Origin of the sequence: Burkholderia sp. Bmkn7 (assembly GCF_041103175.1) — a bacterium.
Lineage (GTDB): Bacteria > Pseudomonadota > Gammaproteobacteria > Burkholderiales > Burkholderiaceae > Burkholderia > Burkholderia cepacia.
On record NZ_JBGCUH010000003.1, the window covers coordinates 3,400,819 to 3,420,603 of the forward strand.

Genomic DNA, 19,785 nt, shown 5'->3' on the forward strand with positions numbered 1-19,785 from the left:
GACAGACACAGATGGAGGAGACACCCATGCAGGTTTGGCACCAGATCTATACGCCGCTCGGCAGCCTCGGGCTGTCGGCGTTCGTCGCCGCAATCCCGATCATTTTCTTTTTCGTCGCACTGGCCGCGCTGCGGCTCAAGGGCCACGTCGCCGCGGCGATCACGCTGCTGCTGTCGCTCGGCGTCGCGATCCTCGCTTACGGGATGCCCGTGCCTCAGGCGCTCGCGGCGGCCGGTTTCGGCTTCGCATACGGCCTGTGGCCGATCGCGTGGATCATCGTCGCGGCCGTGTTCCTGTACAAGATCGTCGTGAAGACCGGCCAGTTCGACATCATCCGCGCGTCCGTGCTGTCGATCACCGACGACCAGCGCCTGCAGATGCTGCTGATCGGCTTCTCGTTCGGCGCGTTCCTCGAAGGTGCGGCCGGCTTCGGCGCGCCCGTCGCGATCACGGCCGCACTGCTCGTCGGGCTCGGCTTCAAGCCGCTGCACGCGGCAGGACTGTGTCTGATTGCAAACACCGCGCCGGTCGCGTTCGGTGCGATGGGGATCCCGATCATCGTCGCCGGACAGGTGACGGGCATCGACCCGTTCCATATCGGCGCGATGGCCGGCCGCCAGTTGCCGCTGCTGTCGCTCGCGGTGCCGTTCTGGCTCGTGTTCATGATGGACGGGCTGCGCGGCGTGCGGCAGACGTGGCCGGCCGCGCTCGTCGCGGGCGGCAGCTTCGCGGTGACGCAATACTTCACGTCGAACCACATCGGGCCCGAGCTGCCGGACATCACGTCGTCGCTCGTCAGCCTCGTCGCGCTCGCCGCGTTCCTGAAGGTCTGGCAGCCGCGCACCGCGAAGCAGGCGGCCGGCAGCGTCGTTGCGTCGGGCGGCGGCGCCGCGCTCGCGGGCTTCGGCGGCGCGGGCTCGCGCAACGGCTTCGGCGCGGGCACCAGCCGGCAGGCATCGCCGTACACGCTCGCGCAGACCGTGCGCGCATGGTCGCCGTTCCTGATCCTGACGGCCGTCGTCACCGTGTGGAGCATCGCGCCGTTCAAGGCGCTGTTCGCCGCCCACGGCGCGCTCGCGTCGACCGTGCTGAAATTCCACGTGGCGGGGCTCGACCAGCTCGTCGTGAAGACCGCACCGATCGCCGCGACGCCGAAGGCGCTCGACGCCGTGCTGAAGATCGATCTCGTGTCGGCGGTGGGCAGCGCGATCCTCGTGACCGCGCTGATCTCGATGGTGCTGCTGCGGATGAAGCCGCGCGACGCGCTCGTCACGTTCGGCGAGACGCTGAAGGAACTGACCCGCCCGATCCTGTCGATCGGCCTCGTGCTCGCATTCGCGTTCGTCGCGAACTATTCGGGGATGTCGTCGACGCTCGCGCTGATGCTGGCCGCGACCGGCGCCGCGTTCCCGTTCTTCTCGCCGTTCCTCGGCTGGCTCGGGGTGTTCCTGACGGGCTCGGACACGTCGTCGAATGCGCTGTTCTGCTCGCTGCAGCAGGCCACGGCCCATCAGCTCGGCGTACCCGAGACGCTCGCGGTGGCCGCGAACACGACGGGCGGCGTGACCGCGAAGATGATCTCGCCGCAGTCGATCGCGGTGGCATGCGCGGCAACGGGCCTCGTCGGCAAGGAGTCGGAGCTGTTCCGCTTCACGGTAAGACACAGCCTGCTGTTCGCGGTGATCGTCGGCCTGATCACGCTCGTGCAGGCGTACGTGTTGCCGGGAATGGTGCCGTAAGCAAGCGGCCGGCCGTTTTCCGGTTCCCCGAAAAACAAAAACCCCACGCCGCGAAGCGTGGGGTTTCGTTCATCCAGGGCGCCGGACGGCGCCGGCGCATCGGGCGGCGATCAGCTGCCCTTCGCGATGCGATCCTGGATGTGCTGCGCCCGGCTCGACGACGACGGGTGCGAGCTCATCATCGAGCTCTTGCCGCCATCGAGCTGCGCGAGTTTCTGGAATGCGGTGACGAGGCCCTTCTGGTTCATGTTCTTCTGCTTCATCAGGTCGAACGAGTAGTCGTCGGCCGCGCTTTCCTGCGTCTGCGAGAACTGCGCGTTGATGAACTTCTCGGTGATGTCGCCGAGCTGCGAGCTCGTCAGCGCCGCCACGCCCGGCGATGCCGCGCCGGCCGCGGTGCGCGCCGCGCTGACCGCGTAGGCCGTCTGCATCGCCTTCTTCGAGTGACCCAGCGCAACGTGGCCCATTTCATGGCCGATCACGCCGCGCAGTTCGTCGTCGTTCATCATGTCCATCAGGCCGCTGTACACGCGCACGCAGCCGTTGCCCATCGCCCACGCGTTGACGTCCTTGGTCATGTAGACCTTGTAGTTGATCTTCTGGCCGTTCAGCGTCATGTCGCCGAAGCCCTTCATCACTTTCGTCAGACGCTTCGAGTACGCGCTGTTCGCCGGCGCGACCTTCGATTCCGCATCGCTCGACTTGCACGAATCGTTCGACAGCGCGGCGATGTCGGCATCCGACAACGTCGCTGCCTTGTACAGGCTCGTCCCCGCCGACGTCAGGCTGTTCGCGTCAAGGCTCTGTACCCCGCCGCACGCGCTCAACAGAAACGCCACGCCACACGCTGCCACCGCTTTCTTGAGTTGCATCCCGGATCCCTCGATAGTTTTATTTGGGAGCGGCGATTTTGCATAATCCGGCAGAAAATTACCAGATGTTTACATCGGATGACACGTTCATTACTCGGCAAACTGGAACGAAGCGGTGCACCGGCGCGGGATTGATGACAAAAAGCGGGGCAATCGCCGCGACCGGGCAACGATCGGCATGAAAATCGGGCGTGCTCAGGCGGTCTGATCGTGGCGTCGCGCCAACCGCCGCGCGACCAGCATCGGCAGCCGCGCCACGAAGCCGGTGAAAAGGCGCAGGTGCATCCACGCGAGCAGCGCGTTGTCGCGGCCGTAGTGGAAGTGCGAGACGCCGCCCTCGTGACGGCCGAAATAGCGCACCGGCGCGTCGATGCGGATCGGACGCACGCCGGCCCAGCACAGCCGCACGGCCGCCTCGGGATCGAAGTCGAAGCCGCGCATCCACGGCTGGCGGCGCATGATCGCGGCCAGCGGCGCGACCGGATACACGCGAAACCCGTACAGCGAATCGCCGATTCCGGCCCACAGCGTCTCGAGGTCGGCCCACGCGTTCGACAGCCGGCGCCCCTGCACGCGCAACTGCGGCGCGCTCGCGTCGAACTTCGGCACGCCCAGCACCATCGCGTCGGGTGCGGCCTGCGACGCGGCCATGAACGCGGGAATCAGGTCGGCCGGATGCTGGCCGTCCGAATCCATCGTCAATACATGCGTGAAGCCGCTCGCGGCTGCCGCGTCGAGCCCGGCGAGCACCGCGGCGCCCTTGCCGCGGTTCTCGGGCAGCACGATCACGCGCAACCCCGGGTCGCGTTCGGCCATGGCCTGCAGCCGTTCGGCGCTGCCGTCGGTGCTGCCGTCGACGACGACCCACACCGGATTCCACTGCGCTCGCGCATTGCGCACGGTCGTGTCGACCTTGGTGCCCGGGTTGTAGCTCGGAATCAGGACGAGATGGGTGGACGAGGCGTGCTGCTTGGACATGGAAACGGCCGATTGCGAAGACGGGGATCCTGACAAAAGTTTATGACTTGCCGGCGAACGTCGGCAGGCTTCGTCGGCGCCGCCCGAATGCGGAGCCGGTTGCCGGATCGTGAGGCTCTCACGCTTCATGACAGCCACGCCTCCTCATGACCCGCGCTGGCCTCGATCTCGACCAGCAGGTCGTCGCGGCACACGTCCGCATGGACGACGAGCGGCCGCACGCCGGGGCCGGCCGCGTCGCGCAGCACCTGCCCGATCGCGGCCAGCGCCGCGGCATCGCTGGCGTCGCGCACGTAGACGCGATAGCTCAGGTCGGCGAGCGTGAACGGGCCGTGCCCCTGGCGGGCGGCCTGCTCGAGCACGGCCGCGAGGTTCGCGACCGTCTCGCGCGTTTGCGCGACGACGTCGCCGAGATGCACGGTGCGATGCCCGACGATGCTCGCGGTGCCCGACACGAACAGCACCGGCGCGGCATCGCCCGCCGGCCATGCGGCTGCGCGCGCGAACGTCGGTGCCCGCGGGCCGTACTGCGCCGGATAGTGATACGCGCTGACCTGGCGCGGGTTCTCAATCGGATCGGCCGGCGTGCGGCTCGCGAGGAAATGGATCGCGAGCGGCGCGGCCGGCGATGCATCGCCCGCGACCGGCACGACCGAACCGAGCGCGCACGCGGCCGGCACGCCGCCCGTCAGCGCGCGGCGGCACGCGTCGAACGCATGCTGGCGGCCGATATTGAACTGACGATAGCGCTCGATCCCGAACTGCACCGCATTGATCGCCGGCACCGTATTCCAGATGCGCAGCGGATGCGGCATGCCGAGCGAATCGAGCACGTCGAACAGCGTGCGGTACGCATCGTGCGTCGCGCGTTCGAGCGGCGTGCCGCCGTCGCGATGCGCGTCGGGTGTGTCGCGCTCGTGCACGACGATGCTGCCGAACACGAGACCCGCCGCCTCGCTGTAGCGATAGTGCAGCGCGCCGTGTCGTTCGCTGCGCAGGTCGCGCGCATGGCATTGCCAGATTTCGCAGACGGCGTCGTCCGGCGCGATGCCCGCGCCGAGCAGCGCCATCGGCACCGGCGCGACCGGCAGGTCGGGCACGACTTCGGCCAGCATCCGCGCCGCCGCGTCCGCGTGCGATCCGGTTCGGGATGTGCGCTGCAGGTCGCCCGCGCCGATGCACACCGCGCCAAGTGCGCCGGGCAACACGTGGTCGAATCCGTCGTCACGGCTGCGTGCATCGTGCAGCAACGCGGCGAGCCGGGCATCGCTCATCCGGACGAGCCGCAGCGCGCGGCCCTCGTCGTGCGCGAGCGGCACGCCCGGTCGCAATGCGGCCGGCCCGGCCGCCGCCTGCCCGCGCGCGAGTGGCGCAGCGGAGGACGACAGGGAACACGGGCGCCGTTCGGCGTCGACTGGATGCACGGACACTTCGATTTCCTCACTATGCGGCGCTGGTCGCGCAACCTCGCGGCATGCGCTGTGCTGCGTTGCGTTATGCCGCGTTGCATTACGTCACGCCGACGCCGCGCCCTTCGTCATGCGAGCCCGCCGTTGACGGACAGCACCTGTCCCGTCACATAGGCCGCGGCGTCGGACACCAGGTACGCGACCATCGCCGCGACTTCGTCGGGCCGGCCCGCGCGCTGCGCGGGCACGAGCTGCTTGATGCGTTCGGCGGGAAACGCCTGTTCGGCCATCGGCGATTCGATGATGCCGGGCGCGACCGCGTTCACGGTGATGCCGCGCGACGCGAGCTCCAGCGACAGCGACTTCGTCGCGCCGATCAGCCCCGCCTTCGCGGCCGCGTAGTTGACCTGCCCGCGATTGCCGGTCACGCCGGCCACCGACGCGATGTTGACGATCCGTCCGCGCCGCGTGCGGATCATCGGCAGCAACAGCGGCTGCGTGACGTTGAAGAAGCCGTTGAGCGTCACGTCGATCACGCTGTGCCACTGCCGGCGCGACATGCCGGCCATCGGCGCATCGTCGTGAATGCCTGCGTTGTTGACGAGGATCTGCACCGGCGCATCGTCGGCCAGCGGCGCCAGCGCGGCGAGCGTCGCATCGGCGTCGGTCACGTCGAACGCGATCGCGCGCGCGGTGCCGCCGGCCGCGACGATCTGCTGCGCGACCGCCTCCGCCTGCGCGAGATGGCGGTTCGCATGCACCCACACTTCATGGCCGGCCTGCGCGAGCGCCGCGCAGATCGCCTGCCCGAGTGCGCCGCTGCCGCCCGTCACGAGCGCCCGCATCGAATTGCTCCGTTCATCGCGTTCCACCTCGATCGACGCGGTCGCGTATCGTCTGCCGATCGCGGCCGCGTGCCGTCATCATCTGCGCGCCGCGCCCGTGCGCGACGCCGTCACTTCGTGCGGTGCGCGGCGACGTACGCAGCCAGTGCACCGAGCGTCGCGAAGATCTTCTGGTTGTCCGGATTGTCCGAACGCAGCTCGAAGCCGTATTTCTTCGAGATCAGCAGCGCGATTTCCAGGATGTCGATGGAGTCGAGCCCGAAACCCTCGCCGTACAGCGGGGTGTCGGCCGTCACTGTTTCGAGCGGGACGTCTTCGAGATTCAGTTCGCCGATGATCAGCGTGGCGAGCTCTTGTTCCAGTGCGTTCATCATGCGTGCGGGCAGGCGGCCCGTGGCAGCGGAAGGCGCCCGGAAACGGCAATCGCCATGCACGCCCGGCGCGTGCGTATCTCCGTCCCTCCGGCGTCTGCCGGCTTCCCCGCCTGCGTTTTTGGGGATCGTTTGTAAAAGTTACGCGGATTCTAGACGAACGGGTATCGGGCCGTATACCGCCAATGGTTACAGACTGGCGAGCCAGCGCCGCGCCCCGTTGCGGGCCCCGGATGCAGCAGATGCTTGAGCCGCTTTGGATGGAAATGGACCGACCCCGCGAAACCGTTCGTCCGGCGCCATACAATCGGTTACAAAACCCGTTCGCGCCCGCTCCGAACACGCGGTGCCGCGGCCCTAAAATGAGCGTGCCCGACCACCGGCCAGGACCCCGTCCCGGCCGCCTTTCATATGATGTTTGACGGCCCGACCCTCCCGTCCGGCCACGATCCGCCCGATGTCGCCAGTCATGCCGCGCCCGTCCTTCCGCTCCGTTCCGGTTCGCCCGTCCGTCCGCCGCCGCCCGGCCGCCGGTGACGGGTATTCGCGCCGCGCGCACGGAGGCCGTCGATGAGCCGGCTGATGCCTGTCGCACGCGGCATCGCCGCGGTCGGCGCCGTCGCGGCATACCAGGCCGGTGCGCACTACGCGGCCGCGACGCCCGGCGCGCACGGCCTCGGCCTCGCGATGGCGCTCGTGCCGCCGCTGCTGCTCGCGCTCGGCGCGGCGCTGCGCTCGCCGCATCGCATCGGGTTCGTGTCCGCATGGCTGCTTGCCGCCGCCGCGCTGTGGGCCGCGCGCGTGCCGCTCGCGCGGCACTTCGAATGGGGCCTGTACCTGGAACACGCGAGTTTCAATCTCGCGATGGCGCTGCTGTTCGGCCGCACGCTCGCGGCCGGCAAGGTGCCGCTGTGCACGCATTTCGCGACGATGATCCACGGCGCGATCACGCCGGCCGTCGCGCACTACACGCGGCAGATCACGCTCGCGTGGACGCTGTTCTTCGTCGCGATCGCCGCCGTGTCGACGCTGCTGTTCGCGACCGCGCCGATCGTCACGTGGTCGACGTTCGCGAACTACCTGTCGCTGCCGCTCGTCGCCGTGATGTTCGCGGCCGAGCATGCGTGCCGACGCTTCGCCCTGCCGCACGAACCGCGGCCGCGCATGGTCGACGCGGTGCGCGCGTATCGCGCGACGACACACGCGTCGCAGGCATCACGATGAATTCACGGCCGGCGCGGCGCCGCAACGCGGCCGCGCCGGCCTTCGCTCCTGTTTCGACCGATTTATGCCGACTCACCCGCTGGTTTTCCATTCGTCGCCCGACCAGACGATCGCCTGGCGCGACGGCGCGCCCGTCACCGTGCGCACGTTCGTCGCCGACGTCGCGCGCGTGGCCGCCGCGCTGCCCGCCGGCGCGCACGTGTTCAACGTGTGCCGCGACCGCTACCGCTTCGCGGTCAGCCTGTGCGCCGCGCTCGTTGCCGGCAAGGTCAGCCTGCTGCCGTCGACGCATACGCCGGAAATGGTCCGCCAGCTCGCGTCGTTCGCGCCCGACGCGTTCTGCCTGCACGACGCGCCCGACTGCACGATCGACCTGCCGCGCTTCGCGTACCCCGATGCCGCCCCCTGCGCGCTCGCGGACGACGCGCCGTTCGCGGTGCCGCAGATCGATGCGGCGCGGATCATGGCCTACGTGTTCACGTCCGGCTCGACCGGCGCGCCGGTGCCGCACCGCAAGACCTGGGGCTTCCTGGTCGGCTGCGTGCGCGCGGCGGCCGACCGCCTCGGGCTGCTCGACGGCCGCGCGGCCACGCTGATCGGCACGGTGCCCGCGCAGCACATGTACGGCTTCGAGTCGACGGTGCTGCTCGCGCTGATCGGCGGCCTCGCGTTCAGCAACCGCCAGCCGTTCTACCCGGTCGACATTCGCGACGAACTCGACGCGATCCCGCAACCGCGCGTGCTCGTCACGTCGCCGATCCACCTGCGTGCGCTGCTGGCTGCCGGCCATGCGCTGCCGCGCGCGGCGCTCGTGCTGTCGGCCACCGCGCCGCTGTCGGAAAAGCTCGCGTGCGAAGCCGAGGCCGCGCTCGACGCGCCGCTCGTCGAGATCTACGGCAGCACCGAGACCGGCCAGATCGCCACCCGCCGCACGTCGCAGGGCGCGGCATGGGAACTGTTCCCGGACATCCGTCTCGACGCGCGCGCCGAACCGGACGACAACGACAGCGGCCCGACCGTGTGGGTGTCGGGCGGACATGTGGAGGCTCCCGTGCCGATGGGCGATGCACTCGAACTGCTCGGCGACGGCCGGTTCCTGCTGCACGGCCGCAAGGCCGACCTCGTCAACATCGCCGGCAAGCGCACGTCGCTCGCGTACCTGAACCATCAGCTCAACGCGATTCCGCAGGTGCTCGACGGCGTATTCTTCATGCCCGACGAAGCCGCGGCGGCACACGACGACATCCGCCTCGAGCCGGTCACGCGCCTCGTCGCGCTCGTCGTCGCGCCGACGCTCACCGCAGCCGGCCTGCAGCGCGCGCTGCGCGAACGAATCGATCCCGCGTTCATGCCGCGCCCGCTCGTGTTCGTCGACGCGCTGCCGCGCAACGAAACCGGCAAGCTGCCACGCGACGTGCTCGCCGCACTCGTTGCGCAACATGCGCGCCCCGTGCCCGTGCCCGTGCCCGTGCCCGATCCGGCCGGCACGCCCGCACTCGGGTTCACGATCCCCGCCGATCACCCGGCACTGCCCGGCCACTTCCCCGGCCATCCGGTCGTGCCGGGCGTCGTGCTGCTCGATCACGCGATCCATGCGCTCGGCACCGCGCTGAACCGCCCGCTGCACGCGTGGCGGCTCGGGTCCGCGAAATTCCTGAGCCCGGTCACGCCCGGCGAGCCGCTCGATCTCGCGTACGACGCCGCGGCCAGCGGTGCGATCCGCTTCACGCTGCGCGCCGGGGCGCGCGACGTCGCGAGCGGCGTGCTGTCCGCGCCGCCGGCCGAGCAGGATGGTGCGCAGCCATGAAGCGCACCGCGTGGGCCGAACGCCAGGAGCGCAGCAATGCGGGCTTGCTGCGCGCGATGACGTGGATCTCGCTGCGCTTCGGCCGGCCGCGCGCGCGCGTCGTGCTGCACCTGATCGCGACGTATTTCGTGCTGTTTTCGCCGGTCGCGTGCGCGGCGTCGCGCGACTACCTGCGCCGCGTGCTCGGCCGCCCCGCGCGCTGGCGCGACGTGTACCGGCACGTGTTCACGTTCGCGGCGACGATCCACGACCGCATCTACCTGATGAACGGGCGCTTCGACCTGTTCGACATCCGGCTGCACGGCGAGACGCTGGTAGACGAAGCGCTCGCGGGCGGACGCGGCGCGTTCCTGATGGGCGCGCATCTCGGCAGCTTCGAGGTCGTGCGCGCGATCGGCCGCACGCACCCGGACCTGCGCGTCGTCGTGACGATGTACGAGAAGAACGCGCGCAAGATCAACGCGACGCTCGCCGCGGTGAATCCCGCCGCGCAGCCGGAAGTGATTCCGCTCGGGCAAGTCGACTCGATGCTGAAGGTGCGCGAGCGCCTCGACGCGAACTGCATGGTCGGCATGCTCGCCGACCGCACGCTGCTCGACGACGCGGCCGCGTCGCTGCGGCGGCTGCCGCTGCTCGGCGCGCCGGCCGCGTTCCCGCTCGGGCCGCTCTACATGGCCGCGATGCTGCGGCGCCCGGTGATCTTCATGACGGGCCTCTATCGCGACGGCAACCGCTACGATGTGCACTTCGAGACGCTCGCCGATTTCTCCGACGTGCAGCGCGATGCGCGCGCGGCGGCCGTCGACGCGGCACTCGCGCGCTACGTCGCGCTGCTCGACAGGTACTGTCGCTCGGCACCGTACAACTGGTTCAACTATTTCGACTTCTGGCACGGCGGCGATGCCGCGACCGCGGCCGCGCGCGGCGACGCCGCGTGCGCCGGTGCCGGCCTGTCCGCCACGAGGGATTCCGACGCATGACCGCCGTTCGCCGCCTGCCCACGCTCACGCCCGCCCTGCGTCGCGCCGTCCGCACGCTGGCCGCCGCCATCGCCGCAAGCACCGCCGCGATCGCGCTGGCCGCCGCGCCCGCGCGGGCGGCCGACGCGGCGCCCGCGTGGACCCTCGACCGGCTGATGTCGACGCTCGCGCAGCACAAGTCGGGGCGTGCGACGTTCACCGAGACGAAGTACCTGTCGATCGCGACGCAGCCGGTCGAATCGTCCGGCGAACTCGTGTTCGTCGCGCCCGACCATCTCGAGAAGCACACGCTGAGCCCGAAGCCCGAACACCTCGTCGTCGACGGCGACATGCTCACCGTCGAGCGCAACAACCGCAAGTACACGCTCGCGCTCGCGCGCTATCCGGAACTCGGCGCGTTCATCGACAGCATCCGCGCGACGCTCGCCGGCAACCGCTTCGCGCTCGAGCAGGTCTACAAGGTCGCACTCGCCGGGCGCGGCGACGACTGGACGCTGACGCTCACGCCGCTCGACTCGCGGATGCTGAAGGTCGTCAGCACGATCACGCTCGACGGCACGCGCGACCTGTTGCGCAGCGTCGCGATCCGGCAGGCCGACGGCGACCGTTCGGTGATGCGCCTGCAACCCGTTCCGGCGAACCCGAACTGATGGACGAACGCACCCGGCCCCCGTCTTCGCGGGTCGCCCGCCGCCTGCACGCGCTGCGGCAGCGCGCGGTGCTCGTGTGGCTGCTCGCGCTCGTCGCGTGCGGCGTCGCGATCGGGCGCGCGCACTTCACGGCCGACCTGTCCGCGTTCCTGCCGAGTTCGCCGAGCGCCGGGCAGCGCGTGCTCGTCGACCAGTTGCGCGACGGCATCGTGTCGCGGCTGATCCTCGTCGCGATCAACGGCGGCGATGCGGCCACACGCGCCGCGCTGTCGCGGCGCGTGGCCGGCACGCTGCGCGCCGACCCGCAGTTCGCGGCCGTGCACAACGGCGAAGCCTCGAACGACGCGCGCGACCGGCAGTTCATCTTCGATCACCGCTACCTGCTGAGCCCGGCCGTCACGCCGCAGCGCTTCAGCGCCGGCGGCCTGCACCAGGCGCTCGGCGACAGCCTCGACCTGCTGAGCTCGTCGGCCGGCCTCGTGGCCAAGGCGATGCTGCCGCGCGACCCGACCGGCGAAGTCGCCGCGCTCGTCGACCAGCTCGACGGCGCGGCGCAACCGGCGAGCCGCGACGGCGTGTGGGTGTCGCGCGACGGCACCCGCGCAGTACTCGTCGTGCAGACGGCCGCCGCCGGTTCCGATACCGATGCCCAGGCCCGTGCGATCGACGCGGTGCGCCGCGCGTTCGCCGCCGCGCAGCAAGCCGTGCCGAACGCCGCCGCCACGCTCGCGATGACGGGCCCCGGCGTGTTCTCGGTCGACACGCGCGACACGATCCGGCACGACGTCGAACGGCTGTCGACGGCGAGCGTCGTGCTGATCGTCGCGTTGCTGCTGACGCTGTACCGTTCGCCGCGCATGCTCGCGCTCGGCTTGCTGCCGGTGCTGACGGGCGTCGCGGCGGGAATCGCGGCGGTCAGCGTTGCGTTCGGCACGGTCCACGGGCTGACGCTCGGTTTCGGTACGACGCTGATCGGCGAAGCCGTCGACTATTCGATCTACCTGTTCGTGCAATCGGCGCAGGCCGGCACATGCGGCGCGGCGCGCCCGGCGGACGCGACACGCGCGTGGGTCGCCGCGTACTGGCCGACGATCCGGCTCGGCGTGCTGACGTCCGTGTGCGGTTTCGCGTCGATGCTGTTCTCCGGGTTCCCCGGCCTCGTGCAGCTCGGGCTGTATTCGATCGTCGGGCTGACGGCCGCCGCGCTCGTCACGCGCTTCGTGCTGCCGCACCTGCGCGGCGAGCATGTCGCGATCCGCGACGTGTCGCGCATCGGCGCCGTGCTCGCGCGCGCGGCCGACGCCGCGCCGCGGCTGCGCTGGCCGCTCGCCGTGCTGGTGATCGCCGCGGGCGCGACGCTCGTGCTGCATCGCGACGGCCTGTGGAGCCGCGAACTCGCCGCGCTGAGCCCCGTGCCCGCACAAGCTCAGGCGCTCGACGCACGGCTGCGCGCCGATGTCGGCGCGCCCGACGTGCGCTACCTCGTCGTGATTGCCGCGCCGACCGAACAGACCGCGCTCGAACGCGCGGAACGGGTCGCCGCGCAGTTGCAGCCGCTCGTCGACCGGGGCGCGCTCGCGGGTTTCGAAACCCCCGCGCGCTTCCTGCCGAGCGACGCCGCGCAGCGCGCGCGCCTCGCGAGCCTGCCGGATGCCGAGGTGCTCGCCGCGCGGATGCGCGACGCCGTCGCGAACCAGCCGATCGCGGTCAGGCCCGGCCTGTTCGCACCGTTCATCGCCGACGTCGAAGCCGCGCGCCACGCACGGCTGCTGACGCGCGCGGACCTGCGCGGCACGTCGATGGCGCTCGCCGTCGATGCGCTGCTGACCGAACGCGACGGCCGCTGGAGCGCGATGCTGCCGCTGCGCGCGCCGGACGCCGCCCGCACCGCGCAACCGGCATCGAGCCTCGATGCGACACCGATCCGCGCGGCCGTCGCGCGCGCGGGCGTGCCCGATGCGCTGTTCGTCGACATGAAGGCCGAAGCCGATCGCCTGTACGTGAACTACGTGCACGAGGACCTCCGGCTGTCGCTCGCGGGTTTCGCCGCGATCGCCGTGCTGCTGCTGATCGCCCTGCGCTCGCCGCGCCGCGTCGTGCGCGCCCTCGCCCCGCTCGTCGCGGCCGTGCTGGTCGTGACGGCCGGCTTCGCGCTCGCCGGCGTGCCGCTGACGATCCTGCACCTCGTCGGGATGCTGCTGATCGTCGCGGTCGGCTCGAACTACGCGCTGTTCTTCTGCAAGCGCGACGACGCGCAGCCCGTCACGCCCCACACGCTCGTGTCGCTGCTGATCGCGAACCTCGCGACGGTCGCCGGCTTCGGGCTGCTGGCACTGTCGCGCGTGCCGCTGCTCGAGACCTTCGGGCTGACCGTCGGCCCGGGTGCGATGCTCGCGCTCGCGTTCGCGGCGATCCTCGCGCCGCGCGCGGCCGCAGCCGGCCATCGCCATCAAGGAAGCCGCGCATGAATGCACCGTCGTCCGTTCCGCACCGGCAGCCCGGCGATGCGCGCCGCTGGCAGCCCACGCCGCTGATCGCGGGCACCGCCGCGCTGCACGCGGGCGCGGCAGCCGCCGTCGTCGCGCAGCCGGCCGTGTGGCCGTGGGCCGTCGGCGGCGTGGTCGCGTCGCATCTCGCGCTGACCGCCGCCGGCCTGTGGCCACGCAGCGCACTGCTCGGGCCGAACTGGACGCGCCTGCCGCCCGGCGCCGGCCGCCGCATCGCACTGACGATCGACGACGGCCCGGACCCCGACGTCACGCCGCGCGTGCTCGACCTGCTCGACCGTTACGACGCGCGCGCGACGTTCTTCTGCATCGGCGATCTCGCGCGCCGCCATCCTCGCTGGATCGAGGCGATCGTCGCGCGCGGCCACGCGATCGAGAACCACAGCCAGCGGCACCGGCATACGTTCTCGCTGTCGGGGCCCGCCGCACTGCGGCGCGAGATCGCGGCCGCGCAACGGACGCTGACCGAGATCGCCGGTACGCGCCCGCTGTTCTTCCGCGCGCCGGCCGGCCTGCGCAATCCGTTCCTCGAACCGGTGCTGTGCGAGCTCGGCCTGCAGCTGGCGAGCTGGACGCGGCGCGGTTTCGACACGCGCGCGCACGATGCCGCGACCGTCACGCGCCGCCTGCTGCACGGTCTCGCGCCGCGCGACATCCTGCTCGTGCACGACGGCCACGCGGCGCGCGACGCGCGCGGCGAACCGGTCGTGCTCGACGTCCTGCAGGCGGTGCTGCGCGCGGCCGCCGACGCGCAGCTGCACTGGGTCACGCTGCGCGCGGCGCTCGCGCCCGAACCGCCGGCCGGGCCGCGCGAGCCGGCCGGTTCGGCCCCCCCGTTTGATAAAATCTGACCTCGAGCGGCGCGCCTGCCAGCCCTGCTGCGGCGCCCGTTCCTGCCACCGGATGCGACCCTCGTGAAACCTCTCCTGCTCTCGCACTTCACCGCCACCAGCTGCATCGGCCGCGGCCTCGACGCGACCCTCGATGCACTGCGCCACGCGCGCGGCGGGCTCACGCCCTGCGACTTCGAGCGTGCGGATCTCGACACGTGGATCGGCGCGGTGGACGGCGTCGACGCGCAGCCCGTGCGCGCCGACCTCGCCGACTTCGACTGCCGCAACAACCGCCTCGCGCAGCTCGGCCTCATGCAGGACGGCTTCGACGCACGCGTCGCGGCGGCCGTCGCGCGCCATGGCGCGGCGCGCGTCGGCGTGTTCGTCGGCACGAGCACGGCCGGCATCCTCGAGACCGAGCACGCATACCAGCGCCGCGATCCGGCGAGCGGCGCACTGCCCGCCGACTTCCGCTACGCGCACACGCACAACCCGTATTCGCCGGCCGCGTTCGTGCGCGCGTTTTTCGCGCTGCGCGGGCCGGCGATGGCGATCTCGTCCGCCTGCTCGTCCGGCGCGAAAGTGTTCGGCTCCGCGCGCCGCATGATCGAGGCGGGATTGATCGATGCGGCCGTCGTCGGCGGCGTCGATTCGCTGTGCCTGACGACGCTGTACGGCTTCAATTCGCTCGAACTGCTGTCGCGCCGGCCGTGCCGTCCGTTCGACGTCGCGCGCGACGGCATCTCGATCGGCGAGGCCGCCGCGTTCGCGCTCGTCGAACGCGTGCCCGACCCGCCCGCCCCGCTCGACGCCGATGCGATCCTGCTGCTCGGTATCGGCGAATCGAGCGACGCGCATCACATGTCGTCGCCGCATCCGGACGGGCTCGGCGCGCGCGTCGCCATCGAGCAGGCGCTTGCATCCGCCGGCCTCGGCGCGAACGACATCGACTACGTGAACCTGCACGGCACCGCGACGCCGAGCAACGACGCGGCCGAAAGCCGCGCGATCGGCGCGCTGTTCGCCGGCACGCCGTGCAGCTCGACGAAGGGCGCGACCGGCCATACGCTCGGCGCGGCGGGCGCGCTCGAGGCGGTCGTCGCCGCGCTCGCGCTGCGCGGACAGTTCGTGCCGGCGGGCGTCAACACGACGCAACCCGACCCGACACTCGTCGCCGATTACGTGCTCGCGAGCCGCGATGCGCGCGTGCGCGCCGTCCTCTCCAATTCGTTCGGCTTCGGCGGCACGAATTGCAGCCTGATCCTCGGCCGCGCCGACCACGCACGCCGTTGAGGCCCGCCATGACACTGACCGCCTTCATCGAAAGCATCGGCCTCGTCGGCCCGGGATTGAGCGGCTGGCCGCACGCGGCCGACGTGCTCGCGGGCCGCGCGCCGTATGCGCCCGCCCGCACCGAGCTGCCGCCGCCGGCCGGCCTGCCGTCGGCCGAGCGGCGCCGCACGGGCCCCGTCGTGCGCACGGCGCTCGCGGCCGGCCACGAAGCGGTGGCCGCAAGCGCACGCGACGCCGCGACGCTCGCGACCGTGTTCAGCGCGTCGGGCGGCGACGGCCAGAACTGCCACGCGATCTGCGAAACCCTCGCCGGCGACGATCGCCAGTTGTCGCCGACGCGCTTCCACAACTCCGTGCACAACGCGCCGGCCGGCTACTGGAGCATCGCGACCCGCGCGATGGCGACGTCGAACGTGCTGTGCGCGCACGACGGCAGCTTTGCCGCCGGGCTGCTCGAGAGCCTGTGCCAGGTCGTCGTCGATCGCGTGCCGACGCTGCTGATCGCGTACGACACCGACTATCCGGAACCGCTGCGCGCGGTGCGGCCGATCGACGATGCGTTCGGCGTCGCGCTCGTGCTCGCGCCGGAAGCAAGCGAACACGCGCTCGCCCGCATCGACGTGCAACTCGCCGACACCCCCGCCACGACGCTCGCGCACGCCGGGCTCGACGCGCTGCGCGCCGGCAATCCGGCCGCGCGCGTGCTGCCGCTGCTCGAGGCGCTCGCCGCGCGGCGTTCGACACGCGTCGTGCTCGACTACCTGGCCGATACACGCGTGCAGGTCGATGTCGCGATGCCGGATACGTTCGTGGAGCGTGCGTGATGACCGCGACGGTCCCGCTCGCGCCGCCGCTCGACCACGCGTGGATCGCCGCGCACATTCCGCACGACGGCGCGATGTGCGTGCTCGATACGGTCGATGCGTGGGATGCCGCCCGCATCCGCTGCACCGCGACGAGCCACTGCGATCCGCACAACCCGCTGCGCGCGCACGGCCGGCTCGCGTCCGTCTGCGGCATCGAATACGCGGCGCAGGCGATGGCCGTGCACGGCGCGTTGCTCGGTGCGCACGAAGCGCGCCCGCGCGTCGGCTATCTGGCGAGCGTGCGCAACGTCGACGCGTTCGTCGACCGGCTCGACACCTTCACGCAGCCGCTCGTCGTCGAAGCGGAACGCGTGAGCGGCGACGCCCGCTCGGTGCTGTACGGCTTCGCGCTGCGCTGCGGCGAGCGCGTGCTGCTGTCCGGCCGCGCCGCGGTGATGCTCGACGCATCGGCGGCCGGCGTGCTTCGCCCGGCGCCCGCCGGCGACGCGAATCCTCGCTGAAGAGGCTTGTTCAACGGAAGGAAACCAGGTCGTGAAAGTTCGTCAGTTCATTGGTACCGCGCTCGTTCTAGCGCTGATCAGCCCGATCGCGCACGCGGACATGTCGGAAGTGAAGCAGGACATCAAGCGCGATTCGAAGGAAGCCGCGCACAAGACCGGCGAGGCGGCCCGCAGCTTCGGCCACGCGACCGCGAGTGCGGCGAAGGCGGTCGGGCACGGCGTCGCACACGTCTCGCGCGAAGGCTGGGATGCCACCAAGCGCACGACGAAGCGGATCTTCCACAAGAACGGCTCCGGCGAGTCGGGCGGAAAGAGCGATTGACGACGGGCGTCGCGCGCATCGCCTTGCGGCATGCGCGCGATGTGTGACCGCACGTCAACGGTGATGCGTGACCGCCGCCATGCCGCTGCCGTCAACGCGCGCCGCGCATGCGGCGTGCCGGCCTGGCCCGCACGCGCGCGAAACACTTGCCGTAAGCGACGAGCCAGCAATCGCGATGATCGAAGTTCCGCAGCAACCGCGCACGGCGCCGTTCGAGCCAGAAGAGCGAGATCGCCATCGTCAGCGCGACGGCCAGTGCCGCGCCGCCGATCGCGAGTCCCATCCAGGTGTCGCTCATGCCTTCTCCGGAATGCGGGGCCGCACCGGCACACCTGTGCCGCCGCGGCACTGAAACCAGCGGAACACGGCCCGGCACGGGCATGCGCGCCGTCCGGGCCGCCGTGCGTCAGTGCATGTGCTGGCCGCCGTTGATCGCGATGTTGGAGCCCGTCACGAAGCCGGCCTCCTCCGAGCACAGGTAAGCGACCAGCGCCGCGACTTCCTCGGGCTTGCCGAGCCGGCCCGCCGGAATCTGCGGGAGGATCTTCGAGTCGAGGATGTCCTGCGGGATCGCCGTGACCATCTTCGTCGCGAGGTAGCCCGGCGACACGGTGTTCACCGTCACGCCCTTGCGCGCGATCTCGAGCGCGAGCGATTTCGTGAAGCCGTGCATGCCGGCCTTCGCGGCCGCGTAGTTGGTCTGGCCGACCGAACCCTTCGAGCCGTTCACCGACGAGATGTTGACGATGCGGCCCCAGCCGCGCTCGACCATGCTTTCGCAGACCGGCTTCGTCATGTTGAACACGGAATCGAGGTTCGTGCGGATCACCGCATCCCAGTTGACCTTGTCGAGCTTGCGCAGCGTCATGTCGCGCGTGATGCCCGCGTTGTTCACGAGAATGTCGACCGGGCCGACGTCCCGGGCGATCTTCTCGATGCATTGCTGGCACGAATCGTGGTCGGCCACGTCCACCGGATACGCATGGAACTCGCGGCCGGCCGCATGCATCTCGGTCAGCCAGCGGTCTGCGCCGGTGTTGCTCGGCGAATACGTGACGACTACCCGGTGGCCCGCGTCGTTCAACCTGATGCTGACCGCTTCGCCGAGGCCGCCCATTCCACCAGTCACAACTGCAATTCGCTTAGTCATCCTATAAATTACCGACAAAAAAGTAATCGATGAAAGCGGGGCGACGGCATCGCACATGCTGCCGCCCCACCGCTTCGATGCGCAACCGCCCGCGTTGCAGGCACGGCACGCACCGGCACCTCGCGCGTGTTGTTGACCACTTGTCGTGCGCGAAAACCGCTTCACCCGCGTGCGGCGCTCACCGGCGCCGCAGGCGGGACGAATCGTCAGGCCCCGCTCAGGCGCGCTCGACCGCGAGCGCGACGCCCATCCCGCCGCCGATGCACAGCGACGCCAGCCCGCGCTTCGCGTCACGCTTGGCCATCTCGTGCAGCAGCGTCACCAGGATCCGGCAGCCCGATGCGCCGATCGGGTGACCGATCGCGATCGCCCCGCCGTTCACGTTCACCTTCGACGTGTCCCAGCCCATCTGCTTGTGCACCGCCAGCGCCTGCGCCGCGAACGCCTCGTTGATCTCCATCAGATCCAGGTCGCCCGGCGTCCAGCCCGCGCGCTCCAGGCACCGGCGCGAGGCCGGCACCGGGCCCATCCCCATCACGCTCGGATCGACACCCGCGTTCGCGTATGCCTTGATCTTCGCCAGCGGCGTCAGACCCAGCGCCGCCGCCTTCTGCGCCGACATCACCAGCACCGCCGCCGCGCCGTCGTTCAGCCCCGACGCGTTCGCCGCCGTCACCGAGCCGTCCTTCGAGAACGCCGGCTTCAGCCCCGCCAGCGATTCCGCCGTCACGCCGTGACGCACGAATTCGTCGGTCGCGAACTGCAGCGGCTCGCCCTTGCGTTGCGGGATCGACACCGGCACGATCTCGTCGTCGAAGCGGCCCGCCTTCTGCGCGGCTTCCGCCTTGTTCTGCGACAGCGCCGCGAATGCGTCCTGCTCTTCGCGCGTGATCCCGTATTCCTTCGCGACGTTCTCCGCCGTGATGCCCATGTGGTACTGGTTGTACACGTCCCACAGGCCGTCGACGATCATCGTGTCGACCAGCTTCGCATCGCCCATCCGGAAGCCGTCGCGCGAGCCCGGCAGCACGTGCGGCGACGCGCTCATGTTCTCCTGGCCACCCGCGATCACGATGTCCGCGTCGCCCGCGACGATCGCGTTCGCCGCCAGCATCACGGCCTTCAGGCCCGAGCCGCACACCTTGTTGATCGTCATCCCCGGCACTGCCGTCGGCAGCCCGGCCTTGATCAGCGACTGCCGCGCCGGGTTCTGGCCCGAGCCGGCCGTCAGCACCTGGCCCATGATCACTTCGCTCACCTGCTCGGGCTTCACGCCCGCGCGCTCCAGCACCGCGCGGATCACCGTCGCGCCCAGGTCGGGCGCCGCAATCTTCGCAAGCGAACCGCCGAATTTGCCGACCGCGGTCCGCGCGGCCGATACGATTACTACGTCCGTCATGTCCAGTTCCTGCATTGAAATCAGTTCGTCGTTCCGACGCCGGTGCGAGCCGGTCTCGGCCGGCGAACGCGCCCCCGGG

General features: G+C 70.7%; 19 protein-coding genes. 11 read left to right on the plus strand and 8 right to left on the minus strand.

All coding sequences use genetic code 11. The annotated features are described in order from the left end of the window. The first annotated feature begins 26 nt into the window (after positions 1 to 26). On the plus strand, positions 27 to 1,739 hold the full coding sequence (locus tag AB3K92_RS37400; protein WP_021160647.1) for a lactate permease LctP family transporter: 1,713 nt from the start codon (positions 27 to 29) through the stop codon (positions 1,737 to 1,739). A gap of 110 nt (positions 1,740 to 1,849) precedes the next feature. Here the strand turns inward: AB3K92_RS37400 and AB3K92_RS37405 are convergent, their stop codons facing one another. From AB3K92_RS37405 to AB3K92_RS37425, 5 genes are all read right to left on the minus strand, one after another. Further along, positions 1,850 to 2,611, minus strand: coding sequence for a M48 family metalloprotease (locus AB3K92_RS37405; RefSeq protein ID WP_021160648.1), 762 nt, complete (start codon positions 2,609 to 2,611; stop codon positions 1,850 to 1,852). 195 nt (positions 2,612 to 2,806) lie between these two features. Beyond that, positions 2,807 to 3,589, minus strand: coding sequence for a glycosyltransferase family 2 protein (locus tag AB3K92_RS37410; RefSeq protein WP_042975723.1), 783 nt, complete (start codon positions 3,587 to 3,589; stop codon positions 2,807 to 2,809). A gap of 125 nt (positions 3,590 to 3,714) precedes the next feature. Next, complete coding sequence (locus AB3K92_RS37415; RefSeq protein WP_369466800.1) at positions 3,715 to 5,019, minus strand: endoribonuclease L-PSP; 1,305 nt, start codon at positions 5,017 to 5,019, stop codon at positions 3,715 to 3,717. A 107-nt stretch (positions 5,020 to 5,126) separates the two neighbouring features. After that, positions 5,127 to 5,843, minus strand: a complete 717-nt coding sequence (gene fabG / locus AB3K92_RS37420) for a 3-oxoacyl-ACP reductase FabG (protein WP_060059235.1) — start codon at positions 5,841 to 5,843, stop codon at positions 5,127 to 5,129. 110 nt (positions 5,844 to 5,953) lie between these two features. Beyond that, a complete protein-coding gene (locus AB3K92_RS37425; RefSeq protein ID WP_042975727.1) occupies positions 5,954 to 6,214 on the minus strand; it encodes a phosphopantetheine-binding protein in 261 nt (86 codons plus the stop codon). Between the two features lie 570 nt (positions 6,215 to 6,784). Here AB3K92_RS37425 and AB3K92_RS37430 point away from each other — a divergent pair. The 10 genes from AB3K92_RS37430 (at position 6,785) to AB3K92_RS37475 (ending at position 17,157) form a co-directional block, all read left to right on the plus strand. Further along, a complete protein-coding gene (locus tag AB3K92_RS37430; protein WP_060049412.1) occupies positions 6,785 to 7,438 on the plus strand; it encodes a hypothetical protein in 654 nt (217 codons plus the stop codon). A 64-nt stretch (positions 7,439 to 7,502) separates the two neighbouring features. Next, positions 7,503 to 9,245 carry an acyl-CoA synthetase family protein gene (locus tag AB3K92_RS37435; protein ID WP_111998532.1) on the plus strand — a complete coding sequence of 581 codons (1,743 nt, stop codon included), beginning with the start codon at positions 7,503 to 7,505 and terminating at the stop codon, positions 9,243 to 9,245. After that, the gene (locus tag AB3K92_RS37440; RefSeq protein ID WP_111998533.1) at positions 9,242 to 10,225 is read left to right on the plus strand and encodes an acyl-CoA synthetase; all 984 of its coding nucleotides are present in this window, start codon (positions 9,242 to 9,244) and stop codon (positions 10,223 to 10,225) included. The genes AB3K92_RS37435 and AB3K92_RS37440 overlap by 4 nt, the downstream gene beginning before the upstream one ends. Further along, positions 10,222 to 10,875, plus strand: a complete 654-nt coding sequence (locus tag AB3K92_RS37445; RefSeq protein WP_048023177.1) for an outer membrane lipoprotein carrier protein LolA — start codon at positions 10,222 to 10,224, stop codon at positions 10,873 to 10,875. The genes AB3K92_RS37440 and AB3K92_RS37445 overlap by 4 nt, the downstream gene beginning before the upstream one ends. Then, positions 10,875 to 13,343 carry an MMPL family transporter gene (locus tag AB3K92_RS37450; RefSeq protein ID WP_369466801.1) on the plus strand — a complete coding sequence of 823 codons (2,469 nt, stop codon included), beginning with the start codon at positions 10,875 to 10,877 and terminating at the stop codon, positions 13,341 to 13,343. Before AB3K92_RS37445 ends, AB3K92_RS37450 begins: the two co-directional genes overlap by 1 nt. Next, entirely contained in the window at positions 13,340 to 14,233 is an 894-nt protein-coding gene (locus AB3K92_RS37455) for a polysaccharide deacetylase family protein (RefSeq protein WP_059620551.1), read from the plus strand. Before AB3K92_RS37450 ends, AB3K92_RS37455 begins: the two co-directional genes overlap by 4 nt. A gap of 63 nt (positions 14,234 to 14,296) precedes the next feature. Then, positions 14,297 to 15,508, plus strand: a complete 1,212-nt coding sequence (locus AB3K92_RS37460) for a beta-ketoacyl-[acyl-carrier-protein] synthase family protein (RefSeq protein WP_369466802.1) — start codon at positions 14,297 to 14,299, stop codon at positions 15,506 to 15,508. Positions 15,509 to 15,516: 8 nt separating this feature from the next. Further along, a complete protein-coding gene (locus AB3K92_RS37465) occupies positions 15,517 to 16,332 on the plus strand; it encodes a beta-ketoacyl synthase chain length factor (protein ID WP_219707503.1) in 816 nt (271 codons plus the stop codon). Further along, positions 16,332 to 16,835: a hotdog family protein gene (locus AB3K92_RS37470; protein WP_060059222.1), complete on the plus strand. Its 504-nt coding sequence runs from the start codon at positions 16,332 to 16,334 to the stop codon at positions 16,833 to 16,835. Before AB3K92_RS37465 ends, AB3K92_RS37470 begins: the two co-directional genes overlap by 1 nt. Positions 16,836 to 16,866: 31 nt before the next feature. Next, positions 16,867 to 17,157 (plus strand): hypothetical protein, encoded by a 291-nt coding sequence (locus AB3K92_RS37475; protein WP_059589684.1) that lies wholly within the window; start codon positions 16,867 to 16,869, stop codon positions 17,155 to 17,157. Positions 17,158 to 17,248: 91 nt separating this feature from the next. On the opposite strand, the gene AB3K92_RS37480 is transcribed toward AB3K92_RS37475, so the two are convergent. The 3 genes from AB3K92_RS37480 to AB3K92_RS37490 all read right to left on the minus strand — a co-directional run bounded on the left by AB3K92_RS37480 (position 17,249) and on the right by AB3K92_RS37490 (position 19,706). After that, positions 17,249 to 17,455 carry a hypothetical protein gene (locus AB3K92_RS37480; protein ID WP_048025658.1) on the minus strand — a complete coding sequence of 69 codons (207 nt, stop codon included), beginning with the start codon at positions 17,453 to 17,455 and terminating at the stop codon, positions 17,249 to 17,251. A 108-nt stretch (positions 17,456 to 17,563) separates the two neighbouring features. Then, a complete protein-coding gene (gene phbB, locus AB3K92_RS37485) occupies positions 17,564 to 18,307 on the minus strand; it encodes an acetoacetyl-CoA reductase (protein WP_048025659.1) in 744 nt (247 codons plus the stop codon). Between the two features lie 217 nt (positions 18,308 to 18,524). Further along, positions 18,525 to 19,706, minus strand: a complete 1,182-nt coding sequence (locus tag AB3K92_RS37490; RefSeq protein WP_369466803.1) for an acetyl-CoA C-acetyltransferase — start codon at positions 19,704 to 19,706, stop codon at positions 18,525 to 18,527. Between the last annotated feature and the right edge of the window lie 79 nt (positions 19,707 to 19,785).